This is a genomic window from Nocardioides kribbensis, from assembly GCF_015070375.1.
GTDB lineage: Bacteria > Actinomycetota > Actinomycetes > Propionibacteriales > Nocardioidaceae > Nocardioides > Nocardioides kribbensis.
The window spans coordinates 652109-674178 of record NZ_JADCLL010000002.1 but is presented as its reverse complement, the minus strand read 5'-3'; the positions used below and the strand labels follow the sequence as shown (position 1 = coordinate 674178).

Below are 22070 nucleotides of genomic sequence, written 5' to 3'. Positions count from 1 at the left end.
CTGGTCCTGGCGTGCCCAGGTCGGGCCCGCCCTGGCGCACGGCCCACCGAGCCCGTTGGCTGGCGCCGTGACCTCCACCGGACCCACCACCGCCCCCACGTCCCCCACCACCGACCGCGCCGCCGACCCCGCCCGCTTCCTCGCCGGCCGCACCGCCCTCGTCACCGGCTCCAGCAGCGGCATCGGCGCGGCGATCGCGACCGACCTCGCCGCCGCCGGGGCCCACGTCGTCGTCAGCGGCCGCGACGTCGCCCGCGGCACGGCCGTGGTCGAGCGGCTCCGCGCCGCCGGCGGCCGCGCCGACTGGGTCGCGGCCGACCTCACCGCGTCGTACGCCGACCTGCGCCACTTCGCCGGCGAGGTCACCGAGGTGCTCGGCGGGGGCGTCGACGTCCTCGTGCACAACGCCGCGGTGTGCCCGCCGGTGGACACGCTCGGCCTCACCGACGAGGACCTCGACACCGCGCTGGCGGTCAACGTCCGCGCGCCGCACGTGCTGACGGCCGCCCTGGCGCCGGGCATGCTCGGGCGCGACGGCGCCTGCATCGTGGTGATCGGCTCCTGGATGGCCGGCGTGGGGCACCCCTTCGTCGGCCTCTACTCCGCGACCAAGGCCGCCGAGGCGCAGCTGGCCCGCAGCTGGGCGGCCGAGTTCGGTCCACGCGGCGTCCGGGTCAACACCGTCTCACCGGGCCCGACCCGCACCCCGATCAACGACTCCGACGGCGACGTCATCGCCTCGATGGTCGCGGGCACCCCCGCCGGGCGCGCGGGGCGACCGGAGGAGGTCGCCGCCGCGGTGACGTGGCTGGTCTCCCCCGCGGCCGCCTACCTCCACGGGGTCGACCTGCCGGTCGACGGCGGCATCACCGCCACCCGCCCGGTCTGAGACGACCGGGCGGCACGGCCGTGGGGCCACGGCCGGGCGAGGGACGCTCAGGGCGCCAAGCGCCGCGTGGTCCAGCCGGCGCCCTCGCGCCGGTAGACCAGCCGGTCGTGCAGGCGGCTGGGCCGGCCCTGCCAGAACTCCACGACCTCGGGGCGCACGACGTAGCCGCCCCACTCCTCCGGCACGGGCACGTCGCCGCCCGCGAAACGCTGCTCGGCGGCGGTGTAGGCCCGCTCCAGCTCGGCGCGGTCGGCCACCTCCGAGGACTGGTGGGAGGCCCAGGCGCCCAGCTGGGAGCCGCGCGGGCGCACCGCGAAGTAGGCCTCGACCTCGGCCCGCGGGAGCCGGGCCGCCGTGCCCTCCACGCGGACCTGGCGCTCGAGGTCGTGCCAGGGGAAGAGCAGCGCGCAGCCGGGGCGGGCGTCGAGGTCGCGGCCCTTGGCCGAGGAGTGGTTGGTGTAGAACACGAAACCCTCGTCCCGGCCCCCGTCCCCGTCGTCGCCGCCGTGCAGGCCCTTGAGCAGCACGGTGCGCGAGGTCGGGGTGCCGGCGGCGGTGACGGTCGATACGACGACGGCGTTGGGCTCGCCGATCCCGGCCGCCACGGCCTCCTCCAGCCAGGTGCGGAAGAGCTCGAGCGGGTCGTCGGTCAGCTCGGTCTCGGCGAGGCCGCGGGCGGCGTACTCGTGGCGGAGCGTTCGCAGGTCGGTGGCCATGTACCTGACAGTAGGACGGCTGACACAATGCCGAGGTTGCCCACCGCGGCGACCCCCTCTGACCACCCGACACAGGAGTCGAACGCATGCCCGAGGTACACCACGGACTGGAAGGCGTCGTCGCCTTCGAGACGGAGATCGCCGAGCCCGACAAGGAGGGGTCCGCGCTCCGCTACCGCGGCGTCGACATCGAGGACATCGTCGGCCGGGTGCCGTTCGAGAACATCTGGGGCCTGCTGATCGACGGCACCTACGCCCCCGGCCTGGCCCCCGCCGAGCCCTACAACCTGCCCGTGCACACCGGCGACGTGCGCGTCGACGTGCAGGCCGCCGTGGCCATGCTGGCGCCGGCCTTCGGCTTCGGCCAGACCTACGACATCTCCGACGAGCAGGCCCGCGAGGACCTCGGCCGCGTCGCCGTCATGGTCCTCTCCTACGCCGCGCAGTCCGCCCGCGGCCTGCACGCCCCCGTCGTGCCCCAGAAGGTCGTGGACGAGGGCAGCACCCTCGCCGAGAAGTTCCTCCTCCGCTGGAAGGGCGAGGCCGACCCGCAGCACGTCAAGGCCATCGACGCCTACTGGAGCAGCGCCGCCGAGCACGGCATGAACGCCTCCACCTTCACCGCCCGCGTCATCACCTCCACCGGCGCCGACGTCGCCGCCGCCTTCTCCGGAGCCATCGGCGCGATGAGCGGCCCGCTGCACGGCGGCGCCCCGAGCCGCGTGCTCGGCATGATCGCCGACGTCGAGGAGTCCGGCGACGCCGAGGCCTACGTCAAGGGCCTGCTCGACCGCGGCGAGCGGCTGATGGGCTTCGGCCACCGCGTCTACCGCGCCGAGGACCCCCGCGCCCGCGTGCTGCGCCGCACCGCCAAGGAGCTCGACGCCCCCCGCTACGAGGTGGCCGAGGCCCTGGAGAAGGCCGCCCTGGCCGAGCTGCGCGAGCGTCGCCCCGACCGCGTGCTCGAGACCAACGTGGAGTTCTGGGCCGCGATCGTCCTCGACTTCGCCGAGGTCCCGGCCACGATGTTCACCTCGATGTTCACCTGCGCCCGCACCGGCGGCTGGTCGGCGCACATCCTCGAGCAGAAGCGCACGGGCCGCCTCATCCGCCCCTCGGCGATCTACACCGGCCCCGCCGCCCGCGGCGCCGACGAGGTCGACGGCTGGAAGGCCGAGTGGGCCGGCTGAGCCCGCTCCGCGCCGACTGAGCCCCTCGCTCCCTCCGGGACGGGGGGCTCAGTCCTTCGCGGGGAGCCGGCCGTCGTACCAGCTGGTGAGGCCGCGCCCGGCCCGGCGGGTGAGGGAGACGTGCACGTGGTCGCGGTGGCGCAGCGTCTGGCTGCACTTCTTCTTCGTGGCGCACGACGAGCTGAGGTAGGGCTCGGGCTCGAAGGCGTTCCACGCGCTGTAGATCTCGTCGTCCCAGATCAGGTACATGATGCCCATCCGGCGCGCCCAGGCGTCCTCGCGCCCGGCCTGGTCGGCGCGGAAGAGCCGCTCGAAGACCTCCTTCACCTCGCGGCGGTCGGCCTTGGTCCGCGCGCTCATCATCCAGTCGAAGGCGCGGCCCTCCTGGTGCTCGGAGGTGGTGTGCTTCGAGCAGGTCGACCCGATCCGCCCGAAGCCGCCGCCGTGGTGGCGCACCAGCCAGCGCCCCAGCGCCACCGTGCCCGGCTTGGCCCCGGGCGCGCAGCGGGTCTGCGGCTGGTAGGAGGCATAGTCCTCCAGCGGGCGGGGCTCGGCCTGCGCCGCGCCCGGCACGAGCGCGGCGCCGAGCAGGACGACGAAGGTCACGAGGGCCGCCGCGGTGGCCCTCAGGTGGCGGTGCTGATGCGTGTGCTGGTGCTGATGCGTGTGCTGGTGCTGGTGCTGGGTCATGGTCGGTCCAGGGAGGGGGCGGCGCGGGGGCGCCGGGTGGCGGGTGTCGGTGACCGTCACTACGGTCGCAGCGTGGACGACCTGAGCGGACCGCCCCGATCCGAGCCGACCGACGACCCCGGGCTGGCCGGGCGCATCGCGGTGTGGGACGCCGAGGCGGCGGCCTACGACGACCCTGCCGACCACGGCCTGCGCGACCCGGCGGTGCGCGCCGCGTGGTCGGCGCTGCTGCTGCCCCTGTTGCCGTCGGCCCCGGCCCGGGTGGCCGAGCTCGGCTGCGGCACCGCCACGCTGAGCGCCCTGCTCGCCGCGGCGGGTCACCGCGTCGACGCCGTCGACTTCTCCCCCGCCATGCTCGAGCGGGCCCGGGCCAAGGTGGCCGGGCTGCCCGGGTCGCCCGTGAGGGTGCTCGCCGGCGACGCCGCCCACCCGCCCCTGACGTCCGACTCCTACGACGTCGTCCTGTGCCGCCACGTGCTGTGGGCCCTGCCCGACCCGGTGGCGGTGCTGCGACGCTGGAGCGCGCTGCTGCGCCCCGGCGGCGTGCTCGTGCTGGTCGAGGGCAGCTGGTCGACCGGAGCCGGCATCACCGGCGCGGAGTGCGTGGCGCTGGCCGAGGCGGCCGACCTCGAGCCGGCCCACACCCCGCTCGTCGACCCCGCGCTGTGGGGTCGCGAGATCAGCGACGACCGCTACCTCGTGGTGGCGCGCCCGCGCAGGTCGGTGGCGAAGCAGCGCGAGAGCGGCGAGTCGCGGTAGTGGCCGAAGCCGGGCACCGGCACGTAGCCCGCCGAGGTGTAGAGCGCGATCGCCTCGGGCTGCAGCGTGCCGGTCTCCAGCACCAGCACCTCCACGCCGGCCTCGGCCGCGGTGGCCTCGAGGTGGGCCAGCATCCGGCGGGCCAGGCCCCGGCGCTGGGCGCGCGGCACGACGTACATCCGCTTGACCTCGGCGGTGACCGAGGACCCCAGCGCCTCCACCGGGCTGCGGCGCCAGGCGCCGGTGGCGACGGCGTCGCCGTCGAGGTAGCCCACGAAGAAGGCGCCCGAGGGCAGCGCGAAGACCTCCTGGTCGAAGGGGCTGGCGTCGGGCGAGCCGTAGCGCGCGACGTACTCGGCCTGGACCTCCTCGACGAGCCGCACCGCGTCGGGGTGGTCGGCCGGCACGCGCACGAGCTCGAGGTCGTGGGGGCTCGGGGTGGGGGTCCCGTCGTGGGTCGCAGGCGGGGTCACGGGCTGGGTCACGGGCTCTCCCGAGGGTTGGCGGCGCGAGGGGCCGGGGGTGGCGCGGTGACAGAATAGGACCGCCCGATCCACCGGGCGGCCCCGGCCGCGCCGCCCTCGACGGAAGAAGCACATGACCCGCTCGCCGCGCATCCCCGACCACCTGCTGCCCGCCGACGGGCGCTTCGGGTCGGGCCCCTCCAAGGTGCAGCAGTCCCACCTCCACGCCCTGGCCGCCACCGGCTCCACGCTGATGGGCACCTCGCACCGCCAGGCGCCGGTGCGCGGTCTGGTCGGCCGGGTCATGGAGGGCGTCGCAGGTCTCTTCGACCTGCCGGAGGGCTACGAGGTCGTGCTGGGCAACGGCGGGTCCACCGCCTTCTGGGACGTCGCCACCCACGGCCTGCTCACCCGCCGCAGCCAGCACCTGGTCTGCGGGGAGTTCTCCTCCAAGTTCGCCACGGCCGCCACGGCCGCACCCTGGCTCCTGGAGCCGTCGGTGATCTCCTCCGCGCCGGGCTCGCGGCCGGCCCCGGCCGCCGAGGCCGGCGTCGACGCCTACGCCTGGGCCCACAACGAGACCTCGACGGGCGTGATGACCCCGGTGCTGCGACCCGAGGGCACCGACCCGGGGTCGCTGGTGCTCGTCGACGCCACCTCGGGCGCGGGCGGGCTGCCCGTCGACGTCGCCCAGAGCGACGTCTACTACTTCGCGCCCCAGAAGGGGTTCGCCTCCGACGGCGGGCTCTGGGTGGCCCTGATGTCGCCGGCGGCCCTGGCGCGGGCCGAGGAGGTCGCGGCGAGCGGGCGCCACGTGCCGGCGTTCCTCGACCTGCCCACCGCGATCAGCAACTCGCGCAAGCAGCAGACCTACAACACCCCCGCCGTCGCCACGCTCTTCCTCATGGCCGAGCAGCTGGACTGGATGCACGCCCAGGGCGGGCTCGACGCCATGGTCGCGCGCACCACGGAGTCCTCGGGCGCGCTCTACGCGTGGGCCGAGGCCTCCTCCTACGCCACGCCGTTCGTCGCCGACCCCGACCACCGCTCGCTGGTCGTCGGCACGATCGACCTCGACGAGGCCGTCGACGCCCCCGCGGTGATCGCGACACTGCGCGAGCACGGCGTGGTCGACGTCGACCCCTACCGCAGCCTGGGCCGCAACCAGCTGCGCGTGGCGATGTTCCCCGCGATCGACCCCGACGACGTGCGCGCCCTCACCGCCTGCGTCGACTGGGTCGTCGAGCACTCCTGAGCAGACGCGCCTAGCGGCCCAGCACCGAGCGCACGTCGACGTAGGCCGTGCGGCCGAAGGCGACGATGGTGGCCGTCTCCACCTGCGTCGGGGTCTCGCGCAGGGTCTCGATCGCCGCGGCCACGGCGTCGGCGCGCGGCCAGCCGTAGACCCCGGCGCCGACCAGCGGGAAGGCCATCGTGCGCACTCCGAGCTCGTCGGCGACCTCGAGCGCGCGGCGATAGCAGGACTCGAGCAGGCCGCGGTCGGTCTGGCCCGCCGCGCGGTCGGGACCCACGACGTGGATGATCCACCGCGCCGGCAGGTCGCCGGCGGTGGTCCAGCCGGCGTCGCCGGTGGCCAGCCCGTCGGGGAAGCGCGCGACGCAGTCGGCGAGCACGGCGGGCCCGCCGACGCGGTGGAGGGCGCCGTCGACGCCTCCCCCGCCGCGCATCGCGGTGCTGGCGGCGTTGACGACCGCGTCGACGCGCTGGGTGGTGAGGTCGCCCTCGACGACGTTGAGCTGCATGGTGCTCCGTCCTGCCGCCCCGGGAGCCGGGACGGTCGACCAGGAGCGGCCTCCCGACGGGGGGCTCAGCTCTCCTTGATCAACCTCAGGGTCGCACGCTCCAGGGCGGCCTGCCGCACGTCGGGGCTGTCGTGGTGGCGGCGGGTGGTGCCGACGATGGTGCGGCCGTCCTCGTAGGCCTCGACCACACGGGGGTCGACGTAGGAGGAGCGCGCCAGCGTGGGGGTGTTGCCGAGGAAGGAGGAGACCTCCTTCATCGCCCCCGAGACCGCTCGCTTCTGCGAGGCCCGGGTCTCCCCGTGCTCGGGGGTCTCGGCCAGCGCCGCCGCGGCCAGCACGGTGGCGTGCCAGGTGCGGAAGTCCTTGGCCGTGGCCTCGATCCCCGTCGAGGAGCGCACGTACTCGTTGACCAGCTCGGGCAGCACCGAGCGCCACGAGCGCCCCGTCTTGTACGACAGCAGCCGCAGGTCCTGGCCGCGGCGGCGACGCATCACCTCGATCGCCTCGATGACCACGGCGTCGTCGATGCGGATCTCGTGGGACACCCCCGACTTGCCCACGAAGGTGAACACCAGCTGCTCCTGGCGCCGGCGCACGTGGCGCCGCTCGAGGGTGGTGAGCCCGAAGCTGCCGTTGGTGTCGGCGTAGACGTCGTTGCCGATGCGGAAGTAGCCCAGGTCGATCAGCCGCACGGCGGCGGCGCAGGCGCGCTCGAGAGGCATGCCCTCGCGGCCGAGGTCGGCCACCACCAGCTCGCGGGCGCGGGTCAGGGCCTTCCCGAACTCCAGCATCCGGTCGAACTTCTCCGCGTCGCGCCGGGTGCGCCACTCGGGGTGGTAGAGGTACTGCCGGCGCCCGGCCTCGTCGGTGCCGACCGCCTGCAGGTGGCCGTTGGCGTGGGGGGTGATCCAGACGTCCTGCCAGGCCGGCGGGATCACCAGGTCGCGCACCCGCTGGACGTCGTCGGCCGGCAGCCGGTCACCGGCCGCGTCGAGGTAGCTGAAGCCACTGCCCGCGCGACGACGCGTCCACCCCGGCTGGTCGGGCGAGGTGCGGCGCAGGCGGACCATGGCCCGAGACTAGGAGCGCCACCGCCACCGCGGCTCACCCTCAGCGGCGACGGAGCAGCAGCACCACGAGCCCCACCAGCAGGCCCAGCACCGCCAGTGCGCCCCCGAGCATCCAGCCGGTGATCAGGGTCAGCTCCGCGGTGTCGGTCTCGGTGACGAGGTCGGGGTCGCGCCCGGCCTCCCGTCCGGCCCGGTCGGCCCGGTCGGCGCCCGTGCCGTCGACGACGGCCCGCACGTCCGCGGGCAGGTCGAGCTCCAGCACCTCGGCGTACTGCCCCTCGCTGGAGAGCAGCACCCGCCCGTCCTCGTCGACCGCGATCCCCTCGCCCTGCTGCTGCGTGGGCAGGTCGAGGTCGGCGACCTCCTCCATCGAGGGCCAGGCGTAGACGACCGCGCCGCCGTAGCCGCGCACCACGAGGTGGCGACCGTCGGGGAAGAAGGCGCCGTCGGTGGCGATCGACAGCACCGACCCGACCGGCTCGAGCCGGTTGGGGGCGTCGGGCGAGAGCCGCGCCGGGGCGCGGTAGAGCGTGCCGCCCAGGAAGGCCTTGGAGGCCACCAGCAGCCGCCCGCTGCGCGGCTCCACCAGCAGCGTCTCGGCGTCCTGCCCACCGTCGGGGTAGACCAGCTCGTACGTCGTGCCCGCGGCCCCCAGCGTGCCCCGGCCCACGGCCACGCGGGTCACCGACACCGAGGTCCGCTCGCCGGGGTTGTCGCCGATGTCGCCGACCCAGACCTCGCCGGGTCGCGCGCCGGGCCCGTCGGCGGGGGCGAGCGCCTCGACGTCGACGGGGTCCTGGCTCCAGGTGGTGACGCCCACGGTGCGGCCCGTGGCGGGGTCGACGGCGAAGACCCGCCCGGTGTCGCCGGAGTCGTTGGTGGTGAGCACGAGCCCGTCGCGGGCGACGAGCCCGCTCGACTCGACCACAGCAGGGTCGCGGAAGGCGAAGGCGACCTCGGCGTCGGGTCCGCCCGGCCCGACCCCGAGGCCCACGGCGAAGGGCAGCGCGACCGCTGCGGCGAGCAACCCGTCGATCACGCGCTCACGCACCGGCCCGGTCGGCCTCGAGCAGCTCGGCGAGGCGGGGCCGGACGCCCCAGGCGCCCACGAGCTCGTCGTACTCCTCGCGCGCCTCGGGGGCCTCGCCGCCGGTGCGCACGGCGCGCAGCATGGTGTTGCGCGGGGTGTGCTGGCTCTCCACGAACTGCACGACGTCGACGCGGTAGCCGCGCTGGCGCAGCAGCGAGGCGCGCAGGCCGTCGGTGAGGGTGTCGGCGAGGCGCTCGCGCAGGATGCCGTGGCGGGTGAGCATCGCCCAGGGCGCCGGGGTGGGCAGGCGTCGCAGCTGGGCGGCGACGTCGTGGTGGCAGCAGGGCGCGGCGAGCACCAGCGGCGCCTCCCAGCCCACGGTCCGCGCCAGCGCCTCGTCGGTGGCGGTGTCGCAGGCGTGCAGCGCCAGCACCACGTCGGGCGGCTGCGGGAGCTCGACGTCGGCGATCGAGCCGACCACGAACTCCGCGTCGACGCCGAGGCGGGCGGCCACGGCGCTGTTGTGCTCGCGCGACTGCTCCTTGACGTCGGCCCCCGTGACGACCACCGGCAGCCCGCGGGTGGCGGTGAGGAAGCGCTGGGCGGCGAAGGTGAGGTAGGCGTTGCCGCAGCCGAGGTCGACGATCCGCAGCGGGTCCTCGGGCGTCGGCCGGCGCAGGTGGCCCTTGGCCCGGGCCTCGGTGATCGAGGCGTCGAGCAGCCGGAGGAACTCCTCGACCTGGCGGTACTTCGCCTGTCGGGTGGGCTTGAGCCGGCCCTGGGCGTCGGTCAGGCCGAGCTCGCGGAAGACGGGGTCGTCCTCGGCCAGCAGCCGGGGCTTGTCGCGGTCGTGGGCGCGGTCGACCGCGACGGCCTCGGCACGGCGCGCGGTGTGCACGACGGCGTCGAGCTTCTTGGTCACCCGCAGTTGCACCGTCTCGGTCGTGGTCTCGACGTGCCAGTTGCCGAAGGGCAGCGCCAGCAGCGCGTCGAGGGCGTCGGCGGCGTCGGCGCCGGCGAGGGCGTGGTTGGAGGTGTGGGCCTGCGTGGCGTCGTAGGCCGTGACCTGCAGGTGGGGCCCGGCCTTGAGGTCGACGTGGCGCAGCTCGAGGCGCCGCCACCGCGGCGGCTCCTGGCCCTTGCGCCGGCCCGACGCGACCGCGCGCACGAGCCGCTCGGGGTCGAGCAGCGGCGCCCGCAGGCGCGCGAGCGCCTCCTCCAGGGCCCCTCCCGTCGCGCCGCTCACCGGTCGAGGACCGAGGTCACGACCACGATGAGCAGCAGCGCGGCGAGGGCGACCGGGATGATCCAGCGGCGCTGGCGGGGGCTCACGCGCGGTCCCCGCGGGCGCCGGCCGGCAGCCGGGAGGCCCACAGCTCGGCCAGGTGCATCGTCGGCACGTCGGCGAGGTCGTCGAGCTGCACCCGGCACGACATGCCGTCGGCGAGCACGACGGCGTCGGGGTGCGAGCGCACCGCCGGCAGCAGGTGGGTCTCCGCCACGGCCACCGACACCTCGTAGTGGCCCTTCTCCATGCCGAAGTTGCCGGCCAGGCCGCAGCAGCCCGACACCTTCGTCACCGAGGCCCCGGCCCGCTCCAGCAGCGAGCGGTCGGCCTCCCAGCCGAGCACGGCGTGCTGGTGGCAGTGGGGCTGGGCCACGACCTCGACGCCGGTGAGGTCGGGCAGCGGCAGGTCGAGGCGGGTGGCGAGCTCGGCGAAGGTCAGCACCCCGCCGGCGACCTCGGCGGCCCGCGGGTCGGCGGTCAGCTCGGTCGCGTCGCTGCGCAGCGTGGCCAGGCACGACGGCTCGAGCCCGACGACCGGCACCCCGGAGGCGACGTACGGCGCGAGCGTGGCCACCGTGCGCTCCATGATGGCCCGGGCCTTGTCGAGCTGACCCGTGGTGATCCAGGTCAGCGCGCAGCAGGCGTCGTCGGAGATCACCCGCACCCGCAGCCCGGCCGCCTCCAGCACCTCGATGGCCGCGAGGCCGCTGCGCGGGAAGAAGTGGTCGGTGAAGGAGTCGGCCCACACCCACACGTCGGGCGCCCGGTCGCCGCCGCGGCCCCTGGTCGTGCGGCGCAGCGTCCTCGGCGCGAAGGCCGGGATCGAGCGGCGCTGGTCGATGCCGGCGGTCGCCCGCGCGGCGCTGGCCACCGGGCGCAGCCGCATCATCGCGTTGGCCACCGGCGCCATCGGCGCCGCCAGGGCGGCCCACCGCGGCAGCCGACCGAGCAGGTAGTGGCTGCGCGGGCGCCGCGCGGTCGCCTCGGGGCCGTCGTACTTCTGGAAGAGCGCCTCGGCCTTGTAGGTGGCCATGTCGACCCCGGTCGGGCAGTCCGACGCGCAGCCCTTGCAGGCCAGGCACAGGTCGAGGGCCTCGGAGACCGCCGGGTCGCCCAGCCCGCCGACCAAGGAGCCGTCGACGGCCTCCTGGAGCACGCGGGCGCGGCCGCGGGTGGAGTCCTTCTCGTCGCGGGTGGCCTGCCACGAGGGGCACATCACGCCGGTCGCCGAGGGCGCCACGCACTTGCCGACGCCGGTGCAGCGGTGCACGGCGTCGCCGAAGGACCCGCCGTCGTGGGCCAGCCGCAGCAGCGGGCGCACCCCCGCGCGCGGCCGGGCCGGGCGCAGGGAGGCGTCGAAGGGGTCGGGGTCGACCAGCACGCCGGGGTTGAGCAGGCCGTCGGGGTCGCAGACGGCCTTGGCCGCGCGGAAGAGCCGCAGCGACTCCTCGTCGTACATGTGGGTCAGCAGCTCCGAGCGGGCGCGGCCGTCGCCGTGCTCGCCCGAGAGCGAGCCGCCGTGCTTCGACAGCTCGCGGGCGCAGTCCTCCACGAAGGCCCGGAAGCGGCGCGGGCCGGCGGCGGCGTCGCTCTCGCGGTCGGTGAAGTCGAAGTCGATGCGCACGTGCACGCAGCCGTCGCCGAAGTGGCCGTAGGGCACGCCCTGCAGGCCGTGCTCGAGCAGCAGCGCATCGAAGTCGCGCAGCCACGCCCCGAGCCGGTCGGGGGGCACGGCGGCGTCCTCCCAGCCCGAGAGGGCCTGGCGCTGCGTGCTCCGCGCGGCGAGGCCGGCGCCGTCCTCGCGGATCCGCCACAGCGCGGCGGCCTCGCGGGGGTCGGTGACCAGGCGGTGGTCGAGGGCCCCGGAGACCGCGACCAGCGGCGCGACCAGGCCCGGGTCGGTGACCTCGACGAAGAGCCAGCCGGCTCCGCGGGGCAGGTCGGGCACGGCGCCGCGGGCGCGCACCAGGTCGACGATGCGGGCGTCGATGCCCTCGCAGGCGACGAGCCCGGCGCCCGCGGTCTCCATGCCGGCGGGGCTGTCGACGGGGGTGCCGGCGGCGGCCAGCAGGGCCGGCACGGCGTCGGCGGCCTCGACCATCGAGGGGTAGCCGAGCACGACCAGCTGGCGCGAGGTCTCGTCCACGACCAGCCGCACGGTGGCGTCGAGCACCAGGCCCAGGGTGCCCTCCGAGCCGGTGAGGAACCGGTCGAGACGGCGACCGTTCTCCGGCAGCAGCTGCTCCATGGCGTAGCCGCTGACCTGGCGGGTGAACCGGCCGAAGGAGGTGCGCACGTGCTCGAGGCTGGCGTCGGTGATCGCGGCCAGGCCGTCGGCCACCGCACCGCCGCCGCCCGACCAGACCTCGCCGGTGCCGAAGGCCACGCGCAGCGACTCGACGTTGTCGGAGGTGCGGCCGTAGCCCAGGGCGCGCGAGCCGCAGGCGTTGTTGCCGATCATGCCGCCGATCGTGCAGCGGGTGTGGGTGGAGGGGTCGGGGCCGAAGCGCAGGCCCTGGGCCTGGGCCTGCTGCTGCAGCGTCGCGTGGACCACGCCGGGCTCGACGCGCGCCGTGCGGGCCTCGGCGTCGATCTCCAGCACGCGCCCGAGGTGGCGGGCGGTGTCGACGACGATGCCGGGACCGACGGCGTTGCCGGCGATCGAGGTGCCGGCGCCACGCATGGTCAGCGGGGTGCCGGTCGCCCGGGCGACGTCGAGCACGGCGAGCAGCTCGTCGGTGTGGCGTGGCCGGGCCACCACCTGGGGCAGCACGCGGTAGAGCGAGGCGTCGGTGGAGTAGAGCGCCCGGGTGAGCACCGAGTCGTCGACGTCGGTGACGCCCCGGCGGCGCAGCTCGCCGAGCAGGTCGCCCACCCCGGTGCCCCCGGAGGTGCTGTCGGGGCCGGCGTGGTCGGGGACGTGCAGGGTCACCAGTGCTCCATCGAGCCGCGGAACACCGCGGCCAGGTCGTCGGGGGTCGCCTCGCGCGGCGCGGTCGCGAGCAGGCGCTGCTGCTGCAGCGCTCCGCCCACGAGGTCGTCGACGTCGCCGTCGCCGTAGCCGACCTCGGCCAGGCCGCTGGGCAGGCCGATGTCGCGCATCAGGGTCGAGATGACGTCGGGCAGGACGTCGGGGCCGGTGCCGGTGGCCGCGGGGTCGAGCAGGCGGGCGGCGGCCAGGTGGCGCTCGGGCGCGGCCTCGTAGGTGAACCGGAAGGCCTCGGGCGCGGTGAGCGAGACGGCCATGCCGTGCGGCACCATCGCCTCGTCCTGGGGGTAGCCGGCCGGGCGGTAGTCGCGCACGCGCCCGGCGATCGGGTAGGCGTTGGCGTGGGGGATGTGCACGCCGGCGTTGCCGAAGCCCAGCCCGGCGAAGGTCGCGGCCATCGCCATCTGCTCGCGCGCCAGCTGGTCGGTGCCGTCGGCCACCGCGGCGCGGAAGGAGCCCGCCAGCAGGCCCATCGCGCGCTCCGACCACAGGTCGGCGATCGGGTTGGCGCCGCAGTAGGGCACCCGCTGCTCGGGGCGCTTGGCGTCGAAGTCGGCGTACCACTTCGCGGTGTAGCTCTCCAGGGCGTGGCACAGGATGTCCATGCCCGAGGCGGCGGTGACCATCGACGGCTGGCCCAGCGTGAGCTGCGGGTCCACCACGGCCAGGGTGGGGCGCAGGGCGGGGTGGCTGATGCCGGTCTTGACGTGGAGGCTCAGCACGTCGAGCACGCAGATGGTGGTGCTCTCGCTGCCGGTGCCGGTGGTGGTCGGCACCGCGACGAGCGGCAGCAGCCGGTTGACCGGGGCGAGCGCCTTGCCGACGGGGGCGTTGATGTAGTCCATCAGCTCGCCGGGGTTGGTGGTGAGCAGGTTGACCGCCTTGGCGGTGTCGATCGACGACCCGCCGCCCACGGCCACGACGGCGTCGAAGGGCCCGGCGTCGCGCGCGAAGTCGATCGCCAGCTGCAGCGACTCGTCGGTGGGCTCGACGTGGGCCTGGTCGAAGACGACGACCTCGATGCCGCTCGCCCGGACCTGCTCGGCGATGCGCTGGGGGTGGCCGGTGGCCGCGAGGCCGGGGTCGGTCACCAGGATCACGCGACGCGCGCCGAAGCCGGCGAGGTCGTGGCCGACCTCGGCCGAGGACCCGCTGCCGAACTTCAGGGCCGGTGCGGCGTAGGTGAAGATGGTCTCGCTCAAGGTGTGCCTCCTGGGTCCAGGCCACGATATCCGCCGGGTCCCACCGCGCCCGCACCGTCTCGGCCGTCCGCGTCGTGGGGCGGGTCAGCGGCGGGTCAGCGTCGGGTCAGCGCCGCGCGCACGACCTCGAGCACCTCGACCGATCCGGCCTCGACCTCGGCGACGTCGACCCAGGCCACGGCGTCGGTGGTGCCGTCGGCCTCCACGACCCGCGGCGCGACGTCGGGGTCCACCTCGGCCCGGAAGACCAGGTGCACGCCGTGGAAGTCCTCGTGGCGCCCCGAGGGCGCGGTGCCGGCGAGGTGCACGTCGTCGACGGCCACCACGTCGCCGACCACGCCCACGAGCCCGCACTCCTCGGCCAGCTCGCGGCGCACGGCGTCGCGCGGGGCCTCGCCGTGGTCGACGCCGCCGCCCGGCAGGGTCCAGCAGCCGGCGTGGTGCCCGCGCGCGGAGATCCGGGTCAGCAGCACCTGGGCGCCGCCGGCGCGGGTGACCAGCGCGTAGGCGCCGACCCGCTGCCGTCGGGCGGGGGTGTGGTCGGCGAGGGCCTCGCGCACCAGCGCGCTCACCCGCACCCGTCCCGAGCGCACCGCCGCGAGGGGGTGCCAGGCGGCGTCGACGGTCGTGCCGTCGACCTCGACCACGTGCGGGGCCGGTGCGTCGCGCGGCACCCAGCCCTCGTAGACGATGCGCAGCGACCAGGAGTCGACGCGGCGCCCGCCCCGGCGGTCGCGGCGCTGGCGCTGGGAGTAGACCCGGGAGGTGTCACCGACCCGCACGTCGAGGCCGGTCTCCTCGTGCACCTCGCGCACGACCGCGTCACGGGGGTCCTCGCCGTGCTCGAGACCCCCGCCGGGCAGCGTCCAGAGCTCGGAGCGGCTCAGGCGCGGTGCGAGGCGGCTGAGCAGGACCTGCTCGTCGCGCACGACCACGGCGTAGGCCGCGACCCGTTGCGTGCGCGGCAGACCCCCCATGTCCTCACCGTAGCCGCGGGCGGCCCCCGGGCTCCGTGCCGGGCCCCCAGGTGGGCGCGAGCGCCGCGCGGGGCACCGAGTCCCAGGCCCGCGCCGCCTCCCGGTCGGGCGCGGCGCCGCCGAGGTGGGCCGGGTGCCACACGGCGCGCTCGCCGGGCCGCGGCCGGTGCTCGGGGCGCTGCTGGAGGTCCTCCAGCAGCCCGGTCAGCACGTGGCCGAGCCGCCGGGTCGTCGTGACCAGGTCGTCCCCCGGCGCCACCCCCATCGGCTCGCCGAACGCCACGTCCACCACCCGCCCCCGGCGCAGGCTCGGCGCGGGCTTGCGCCCGTCGACCGGCAGGCCCACCGACCACATCCGCTGCGTGCCCCACACGGCCACCGGCACCAGTGGCGCCCCGGTCTCGCGGGCCAGGGCGGGCAGGCCGCGCATCAGGGAGCGCACGGTGTAGGACCACGAGATGCCGGCCTCCGGGAAGCCGCACACCACCTCCCCCGCGCGCAGCAGCCGGCGGGCCTGCAGGTACGCCGCCGCCGGCGCCTCCCGGTCGACGGGCACGTGGCCCATGGCCGTCATGGGCGCCGCGACCGGGCTGTGCCAGATGTCGTGGCGGCACAGGAAGCGCACGTGGCGCCCCTGCTCGAGCCCGGCCTTGCCGACGAAGAGGAAGTCGGGGTAGCCCACGTGCACGCTGGCCATCACGGCCGGGCCGGTGCGAGGCAGGTGCTCGGCGCCGTGGACGCGGGTGGTGACGTCGAGGGCGCGCAGGGCCACCCGGCCCAGCGCGATCGTCAGGTCGTAGGTGCGATCCCCCACCGTCGGCTCCCGACGGCTCAGGAGAAGGGCGGACGGTGGTCGACCGCCAGCGAGCGCCGCCCGGCCCAGCGCCACACGCGCGCGGCCCGGTCGCGGTCGTCGTCGGTGACCAGGTTGCCCATCCAGCGCAGCGCCAGCGTCATGAGCCAGTCCGAGCGCATGCCCGCCGGCCCGAGCGTCGGCAGCAGCCGGGGCACGGTGACGAGGCCGGCCAGGCGCCGGGCGATGGAGAAGGACTCGCCGTAGTGCTCGCGCAGCAGCGCCGGCCAGCCGGAGGCGAGGTCGCCGCCGTCGGCGATCATCTCCGCCACGAGGCGGCCGGTCTCCAGGCCGTAGTCGATGCCCTCGCCGTTGAGCGGGTTGACGCAGCCCGCGGCGTCACCGATCAGCGCCCAGTTGGGGCCGGCCACGTGGCTCACCGCGCCGCCCATGGGCAGCAGCGCCGAGGTCGGCGCGCGCAGGTCGCCGTCGAGGTCGAACTCCTCACGGCGCTGCTCGGCGTAGAAGGCCATGAGGGGCTTCACGGCGATGCCGGCCGGCCGCTTGGCCGTGGCGAGCGTGCCGACGCCGAGGTTCACCTGGCCGCCGCCGAGCGGGAAGATCCAGCCGTAGCCGGACAGGATCGCGCCGTCCTCGCCGCGCAGCTCGAGGTGGGAGCTGATCCAGGGGTCCTCCGAGCGCGAGGAGTCGACGTAGGACCGCCCGGCGACGCCGTAGACGGTCTCGCGGTGCCATTCGCGGCCCAGGACCTTGCCCAGCGGCGAGCGCACGCCGTCGGCGACCACGAGGTGGCGGCAGCGCACCTCGAAGCGCTCGCGGCTGCCGTCGCCGCGGCGCTCGAAGACGACGGCGGCGACCCGGTCACCCTCGCGCCGGACGTCGACCGCGCGGACGCCGTCGAGGGCCGAGGCACCCCAGGAGACCGCGGTGGTGCGCAGGTGGTCGTCGAGTTCGGTGCGCGGCACCGCGCTGCCCCAGTCGGGCAGGGTGCCGCCGGGCCAGGGCAGGTGGAGGGTCTGGCCGAAGCCGTGGGCGCGCAGGCCCCGGCTCGTGACCCGCTCGCGCAGCCAGGGCTCCAGGCCCAGGCGCTGCAGCTCGCCGACCGCACGCGGGGTCAGGCCGTCGCCGCAGGTCTTGTCGCGCGGGAAGGTCGCCGCGTCGGTGAGGAGGACGTCGAGGCCGGCACGCGCGGCCCAGGCCGCCGCGGCGGACCCCGCCGGCCCCGCGCCGACCACGAGGACGTCGGTCTCGACCGGAGTGGTGCTCACGCCCCGATTCTCGCAGGCGGGTGGGCACCGGGACACGCCGCCTCGACCCGGTGCGGGGTCGGGGCGGCGTGTGCGGGCTCAGGCGTCCTGCTCCTCCACGGGCGGGAAGACCGCGGGCGCCTCGTCGTAGCCCTCGGCGTCGGTGAACATCGCCTTCTCGGCGTCGAACTCCCGGTCGGTGTTGTCGACCTCGGCGTTCTCCGGGCGGTGGTCGGGGTCGAGGCGCTCGTCGCGCTCGGCGGCCACCTCCTCGGGACTCGCCTCGGCGGGCGGCTCGTCGTGGGGCTGGCTCATGGGGCCATCGCCTCACGCGCCCTGCTGCGTGTCAACCGTCACGGTCGACGGAAGGAGCGGTGCGCGAGCAGGTGCACCGCGTCGTCGCGGCACCCGGTGGTGGCGTGCTCGACGAACTGCGACCGGGTCGCGTCGGGCACGTAGACCCGGAAGCCGTCGACCGCGGTGGGGCGGCACTGCTTGCGCGGGAAGTTCCCGGCGTCCAGCTCGTCGACCCGGCTCACCACCCGCTGACCGGGTCGCAGGGTCACCGCGGGGGTGGTCTTCCCCGTGCGGTCGGCGGCCGCGCCCACCTGCGTGCCGTCACCTCCCCCGACGTACGACAGACCGCCGAAGCCGCGCACGCGGCAGCTGCTGTCGGAGGTGTTGGTCAGCCGGATCCGGCCGTAGGTGTGACCGGCCGCGCCCTCCCCGCCGTGGTAGGACGCGGTGAGGTCGGCGTTGCCGCACGTGCGCACCGCCGGTGCGGGGGCCGCGCCGGCGGGGCCGGCGAGGACGACCGTGCCGGCGGCGAGAGCCGCGGCGAGGACGAGGCGGAGCGAGCTGCGAGGGGTTGTCATGGTGCCTCCTTCGGGAGTGGGTGACCCTCACCCACCTGACATGAGACGCCGCCGGGGCCGTGGTGGTTGGCGCAGGAGCCTGAGAAGACGCGAAGAACCCCCGCCGCCCGGGTGGGCGACGGGGGTCCGTCGGTGGTGCGGTGCTGCGGGACTACGCCGGGGTCAGTTCTGGTACGACCCGAAGTCGAAGTCGTCCAGGGCGACGGCCTGGCCGGCTCCGGCGTTGCCGAACTCGTAGTCGTAGGAGTCGTAGCCGGTGACGGAGTACGCCGCGGCCCGTGCCTCCTCGGTGGGCTCGACCCGGATGTTGCGGTACCGCTCGAGGCCGGTGCCCGCCGGGATCAGCTTGCCGATGATCACGTTCTCCTTCAGGCCGCGCAGCGAGTCGGAGCGGCCGTGGATCGCGGCGTCGGTGAGCACGCGGGTGGTCTCCTGGAAGGAGGCCGCCGAGAGCCACGACTCGGTCGCGAGCGAGGCCTTGGTGATGCCCATGAGCTCGGGACGACCCGAGGCCGGCTTGCCGCCCTCGGAGACCACGCGACGGTTCTCCTCCTCGAAGAGCACGCGGTCGACCAGGTCGGAGGGCAGCAGGTTCGTGTCGCCCGACTCGATGACCGTGATCCGGCGCAGCATCTGCCGCACGATGATCTCGATGTGCTTGTCGTGGATCGACACGCCCTGGCTGCGGTAGACCTGCTGGACCTCGTCGACGAGGTGCTGCTGGGTGCGACGCACGCCGAGGATGCGCAGCACCTCCTTCGGGTCGGGCGTGCCGAGCGTCAGCATCTGGCCGACCTCGATGTGGTCGCCGTCGCCGACGAGCAGGCGCGATCGGCGGCTGACGACGTACTCGATGACGTCGGAGCCGTCGTCGGGGGTCACCAGCACCTTGCGCGCCTTGTCGGTCTCCTCGATCTCGACGCGGCCGGCGGCCTCCGAGATCGGGGACAGACCCTTGGGCGAGCGGGCCTCGAAGAGCTCGACCACGCGGGGCAGACCCTGCGTGATGTCGTCGGCCGAGGCCACACCACCGGTGTGGAAGGTGCGCATGGTCAGCTGCGTGCCGGGCTCACCGATCGACTGGGCCGCGATGATGCCGACGGCCTCGCCGATGTCGACGAGCTTGCCGGTCGCCAGCGAGCGGCCGTAGCACTTGGCACAGGTGCCGGTGCGGGCGTCGCAGGTCAGCACGGAGCGGACCTTGACCGACTCGATGCCGGCCTCGACCAGCTCGCCGATCTTGACGTCGCCCAAGTCCTCACCCGCGGTGGCCAGCACCTCGCCGGTCTCCGGGTGGGTGACCTCGGTGGCCGCCGAGCGGGCGTAGGCCGCGGTCTCGGCGTTCTCGTGCTTGACCACGGTGCCGTCGGGACGGCGCTCGCCGATGACCTTGGGCAGACCACGCTCGGTGCCGCAGTCGTCCTCGCGGATGATGACGTCCTGCGAGACGTCGACCAGACGACGGGTGAGGTAGCCCGAGTCGGCGGTGCGCAGGGCGGTGTCGGCCAGACCCTTGCGGGCACCGTGGGTGGAGATGAAGTACTCCAGCACGGTCAGGCCCTCGCGGAAGTTGGCCTTGATCGGGCGCGGGATGATCTCGCCCTTCGGGTTGGCCACGAGACCACGCATGGCGCCGACCTGACGGATCTGGTTCATGTTTCCGGACGCACCCGAGTCGACCATCATGTAGATGGGGTTCGACTTCGAGAACGCCTTCTCCATGGCGTCTCCGACCTTCTTCGAGGCCTCGGTCCAGATCTCGACGAGCTCCTGACGACGCTCGTCGTCGGTGACCAGACCGCGCTCGAACTGCTTCTGCACCTTGGCGGCCTGCGCCTCGTAGCTCTCGAGGATCTGGAGCTTGTCGGCGGGGGTGGTGACGTCGTCGATCGAGACGGTGACACCCGAGAAGGTCGCCCAGCGGAAGCCGGCGTCCTTCAGCGCGTCGAGCGAGGCGGCCACCTCGACCTTGGTGTAGCGCTCGGCGAGGTCGTTGACGATCGCGCCGAGCTGCTTCTTGCCCACCTCGTAGTTCACGAAGGGGTAGTCGGCGGGCAGCGTGTCGTTGAAGAGGGCGCGACCCAGCGTCGTCTCGACGATGAGCGGCTGACCCTGCTCCCAACCCTCGGGCAGGGCCTGGTCGGCGGCCGGGACGATGTCGTCGAGGCGGATGCGGACCTTGCTCTGGATCGAGATCTCGCCGCGGTCGAAGGCCATGATGGCCTCGGCCGGGGAGGAGAAGACCCGGCCGTCGCCGACCTGGTCCTCACGGTCGGTCGTCAGGAAGAACAGGCCGATGATCATGTCCTGGGTGGGCATGGTCACCGGACGGCCGTCCGACGGCTTGAGGATGTTGTTGGTCGACAGCATCAGGATCCGCGCCTCGGCCTGGGCCTCGGCCGACAGCGGCAGGTGCACCGCCATCTGGTCGCCGTCGAAGTCGGCGTTGAAGGCCGAGCAGACGAGCGGGTGGATCTGGATGGCCTTGCCCTCGATCAGCTGGGGCTCGAAGGCCTGGATGCCGAGGCGGTGCAGCGTGGGCGCACGGTTCAGCAGCACCGGGTGCTCGGTGATGACCTCCTCGAGCACGTCCCACACGACCGGACGGGCGCGCTCGACCATGCGCTTGGCCGACTTGATGTTCTGCGCGTGCGACAGGTCGACCAGGCGCTTCATCACGAAGGGCTTGAACAGCTCGAGCGCCATCTGCTTGGGCAGACCGCACTGGTGAAGCTTGAGCTGCGGGCCCGAGACGATGACCGAGCGGCCCGAGTAGTCGACGCGCTTGCCGAGCAGGTTCTGACGGAAGCGGCCCTGCTTGCCCTTGAGCATGTCGGACAGCGACTTCAGCGGCCGGTTGCCCGGGCCGGTGACGGGACGACCGCGGCGGCCGTTGTCGAACAGCGAGTCGACGGCCTCCTGGAGCATCCGCTTCTCGTTGTTGACGATGATCTCGGGCGCGCCGAGGTCGAGCAGCCGCTTGAGGCGGTTGTTGCGGTTGATGACGCGGCGGTACAGGTCGTTGAGGTCGGAGGTCGCGAAGCGGCCACCGTCGAGCTGCACCATCGGGCGCAGGTCCGGCGGGATGACCGGGACGGCGTCGAGGACCATGCCCTGGGGCTTGTTGCCGGTCTTGCGGAAGGCGTCGACGACCTTGAGGCGCTTGAGGGCGCGGACCTTCTTCTGGCCCTTGCCGTTGGCGATGGTGTCGCGCAGCGACTCCACCTCGGCGGGGATGTCGAAGTCCTGGAGGCGCTTCTGGATCGCCGTGGCGCCCATGTGGCCCTCGAAGTACTTGCCGAACCAGTTCTTCATCTCGCGGTAGAGCATCTCGTCGCCCATCAGGTCCTGGACCTTGAGGGACTTGAAGGTGTTCCACACCTCGTCGAGGCGGTCGATCTCGCGCTGCGCACGGTCGCGCAGCTGCTTCATCTCGCGCTCGGCGCCGTCGCGCACCTTGCGGCGGGCGTCGGCCTTGGCGCCCTCGGCCTCGAGCGCGGCGAGGTCCTCCTCGAGCTTCTTGCTGCGGTCCTCCAGCGACTGGTCGCGACGCTTCTCGAGGCGCTCGCGCTCCAGGCCGACCTTGTTCTCCAGCGAGGAGAGGTCGCTGTGGCGGGCCTCCTCGTCGACGGAGGTGATCATGTAGGCCGCGAAGTAGATGACCTTCTCGAGGTCCTTCGGGGCCAGGTCGAGCAGGTAGCCCAGCCGGCTGGGCACGCCCTTGAAGTACCAGATGTGCGTCACGGGAGCGGCCAGCTCGATGTGGCCCATGCGCTCACGACGCACCTTGGAGCGGGTCACCTCGACGCCGCAGCGCTCGCAGATGATGCCCTTGAAGCGCACGCGCTTGTACTTGCCGCAGTAGCACTCCCAGTCCCGGGTGGGACCGAAGATCTTCTCGCAGAAGAGGCCGTCACGCTCGGGCTTGAGCGTGCGGTAGTTGATGGTCTCCGGCTTCTTGACCTCGCCGTGGCTCCAGGTGCGGATGTCGTCCGCGGTGGCCAGGCCGATCTGAAGCTGGTCGAAGAAGTTCACATCGAGCACGGTGGCTGTTGTCCTTCGTTAGATCTGTGTGAAACGAGTCGTGGACTGGCGGGGGCGGGGCGC

The 22070-nt window shown here is 74.3% G+C and carries 19 protein-coding genes; 4 read left to right on the top strand and 15 right to left on the bottom strand.

Translation table 11 applies throughout. The features are described 5' to 3' along the window. Positions 1-67 precede the first annotated feature (67 nt). On the top strand, positions 68-889 hold the full coding sequence (locus IR170_RS08765) for an SDR family NAD(P)-dependent oxidoreductase (RefSeq protein WP_193662032.1): 822 nt from the start codon (positions 68-70) through the stop codon (positions 887-889). Positions 890-936: 47 nt separating this feature from the next. Here the strand turns inward: IR170_RS08765 and pdxH are convergent, their stop codons facing one another. Beyond that, the gene (pdxH, locus tag IR170_RS08760; RefSeq protein WP_193662031.1) at positions 937-1605 is read right to left on the bottom strand and encodes a pyridoxamine 5'-phosphate oxidase; all 669 of its coding nucleotides are present in this window, start codon (positions 1603-1605) and stop codon (positions 937-939) included. Between the two features lie 86 nt (positions 1606-1691). Between pdxH and IR170_RS08755 the strand changes: the two genes are divergently transcribed. After that, positions 1692-2795, top strand: coding sequence for a citrate synthase 2 (locus tag IR170_RS08755; RefSeq protein ID WP_193662030.1), 1104 nt, complete (start codon positions 1692-1694; stop codon positions 2793-2795). A gap of 48 nt (positions 2796-2843) precedes the next feature. On the opposite strand, the gene IR170_RS08750 is transcribed toward IR170_RS08755, so the two are convergent. Further along, entirely contained in the window at positions 2844-3401 is a 558-nt protein-coding gene (locus tag IR170_RS08750; protein WP_193662029.1) for a hypothetical protein, read from the bottom strand. Between the two features lie 156 nt (positions 3402-3557). Between IR170_RS08750 and IR170_RS08745 the strand changes: the two genes are divergently transcribed. Then, on the top strand, positions 3558-4244 hold the full coding sequence (locus tag IR170_RS08745; protein WP_319804979.1) for a class I SAM-dependent methyltransferase: 687 nt from the start codon (positions 3558-3560) through the stop codon (positions 4242-4244). Here the strand turns inward: IR170_RS08745 and IR170_RS08740 are convergent. Next, complete coding sequence (locus IR170_RS08740) at positions 4178-4729, bottom strand: GNAT family N-acetyltransferase (RefSeq protein WP_319804978.1); 552 nt, start codon at positions 4727-4729, stop codon at positions 4178-4180. The two genes, IR170_RS08745 and IR170_RS08740, sit on opposite strands and share 67 nt — an antisense overlap. Positions 4730-4841: 112 nt before the next feature. Between IR170_RS08740 and serC the strand changes: the two genes are divergently transcribed. Beyond that, positions 4842-5963, top strand: a complete 1122-nt coding sequence (gene serC / locus IR170_RS08735; protein ID WP_193662028.1) for a phosphoserine transaminase — start codon at positions 4842-4844, stop codon at positions 5961-5963. Positions 5964-5973: 10 nt separating this feature from the next. Here serC and IR170_RS08730 read toward each other — a convergent pair whose 3' ends face one another. The 12 genes from IR170_RS08730 to IR170_RS08675 all read right to left on the bottom strand — a co-directional run bounded on the left by IR170_RS08730 (position 5974) and on the right by IR170_RS08675 (position 22007). Beyond that, a complete protein-coding gene (locus tag IR170_RS08730) occupies positions 5974-6471 on the bottom strand; it encodes a macro domain-containing protein (RefSeq protein ID WP_193662027.1) in 498 nt (165 codons plus the stop codon). A gap of 65 nt (positions 6472-6536) precedes the next feature. Then, positions 6537-7541 carry a DNA topoisomerase IB gene (locus IR170_RS08725; protein ID WP_193662026.1) on the bottom strand — a complete coding sequence of 335 codons (1005 nt, stop codon included), beginning with the start codon at positions 7539-7541 and terminating at the stop codon, positions 6537-6539. A 40-nt stretch (positions 7542-7581) separates the two neighbouring features. Beyond that, the gene (locus IR170_RS08720; protein WP_193662025.1) at positions 7582-8592 is read right to left on the bottom strand and encodes a hypothetical protein; all 1011 of its coding nucleotides are present in this window, start codon (positions 8590-8592) and stop codon (positions 7582-7584) included. Continuing rightward, entirely contained in the window at positions 8585-9817 is a 1233-nt protein-coding gene (locus IR170_RS08715; RefSeq protein ID WP_193662024.1) for a class I SAM-dependent methyltransferase, read from the bottom strand. The genes IR170_RS08720 and IR170_RS08715 overlap by 8 nt, the downstream gene beginning before the upstream one ends. Before the next feature lie 82 nt (positions 9818-9899). Next, on the bottom strand, positions 9900-12785 hold the full coding sequence (locus IR170_RS08710) for an FAD-binding and (Fe-S)-binding domain-containing protein (protein WP_227488962.1): 2886 nt from the start codon (positions 12783-12785) through the stop codon (positions 9900-9902). Positions 12786-12787: 2 nt separating this feature from the next. Continuing rightward, positions 12788-14050, bottom strand: coding sequence for a hydroxyacid-oxoacid transhydrogenase (locus tag IR170_RS08705; protein ID WP_193662023.1), 1263 nt, complete (start codon positions 14048-14050; stop codon positions 12788-12790). 95 nt (positions 14051-14145) lie between these two features. Beyond that, entirely contained in the window at positions 14146-15027 is an 882-nt protein-coding gene (locus tag IR170_RS20270; protein WP_193662022.1) for an NUDIX hydrolase, read from the bottom strand. 4 nt (positions 15028-15031) lie between these two features. After that, positions 15032-15841 (bottom strand): lysophospholipid acyltransferase family protein, encoded by an 810-nt coding sequence (locus tag IR170_RS08695; RefSeq protein ID WP_193662021.1) that lies wholly within the window; start codon positions 15839-15841, stop codon positions 15032-15034. Between the two features lie 17 nt (positions 15842-15858). Then, on the bottom strand, positions 15859-17109 hold the full coding sequence (locus tag IR170_RS08690) for a geranylgeranyl reductase family protein (protein ID WP_193662020.1): 1251 nt from the start codon (positions 17107-17109) through the stop codon (positions 15859-15861). A 78-nt stretch (positions 17110-17187) separates the two neighbouring features. Then, entirely contained in the window at positions 17188-17403 is a 216-nt protein-coding gene (locus IR170_RS08685) for a hypothetical protein (RefSeq protein ID WP_193662019.1), read from the bottom strand. A gap of 38 nt (positions 17404-17441) precedes the next feature. Further along, complete coding sequence (locus IR170_RS08680; RefSeq protein ID WP_193662018.1) at positions 17442-17963, bottom strand: DUF4232 domain-containing protein; 522 nt, start codon at positions 17961-17963, stop codon at positions 17442-17444. Positions 17964-18125: 162 nt separating this feature from the next. After that, entirely contained in the window at positions 18126-22007 is a 3882-nt protein-coding gene (locus IR170_RS08675) for a DNA-directed RNA polymerase subunit beta' (protein WP_056864773.1), read from the bottom strand. Positions 22008-22070 lie beyond the last annotated feature (63 nt).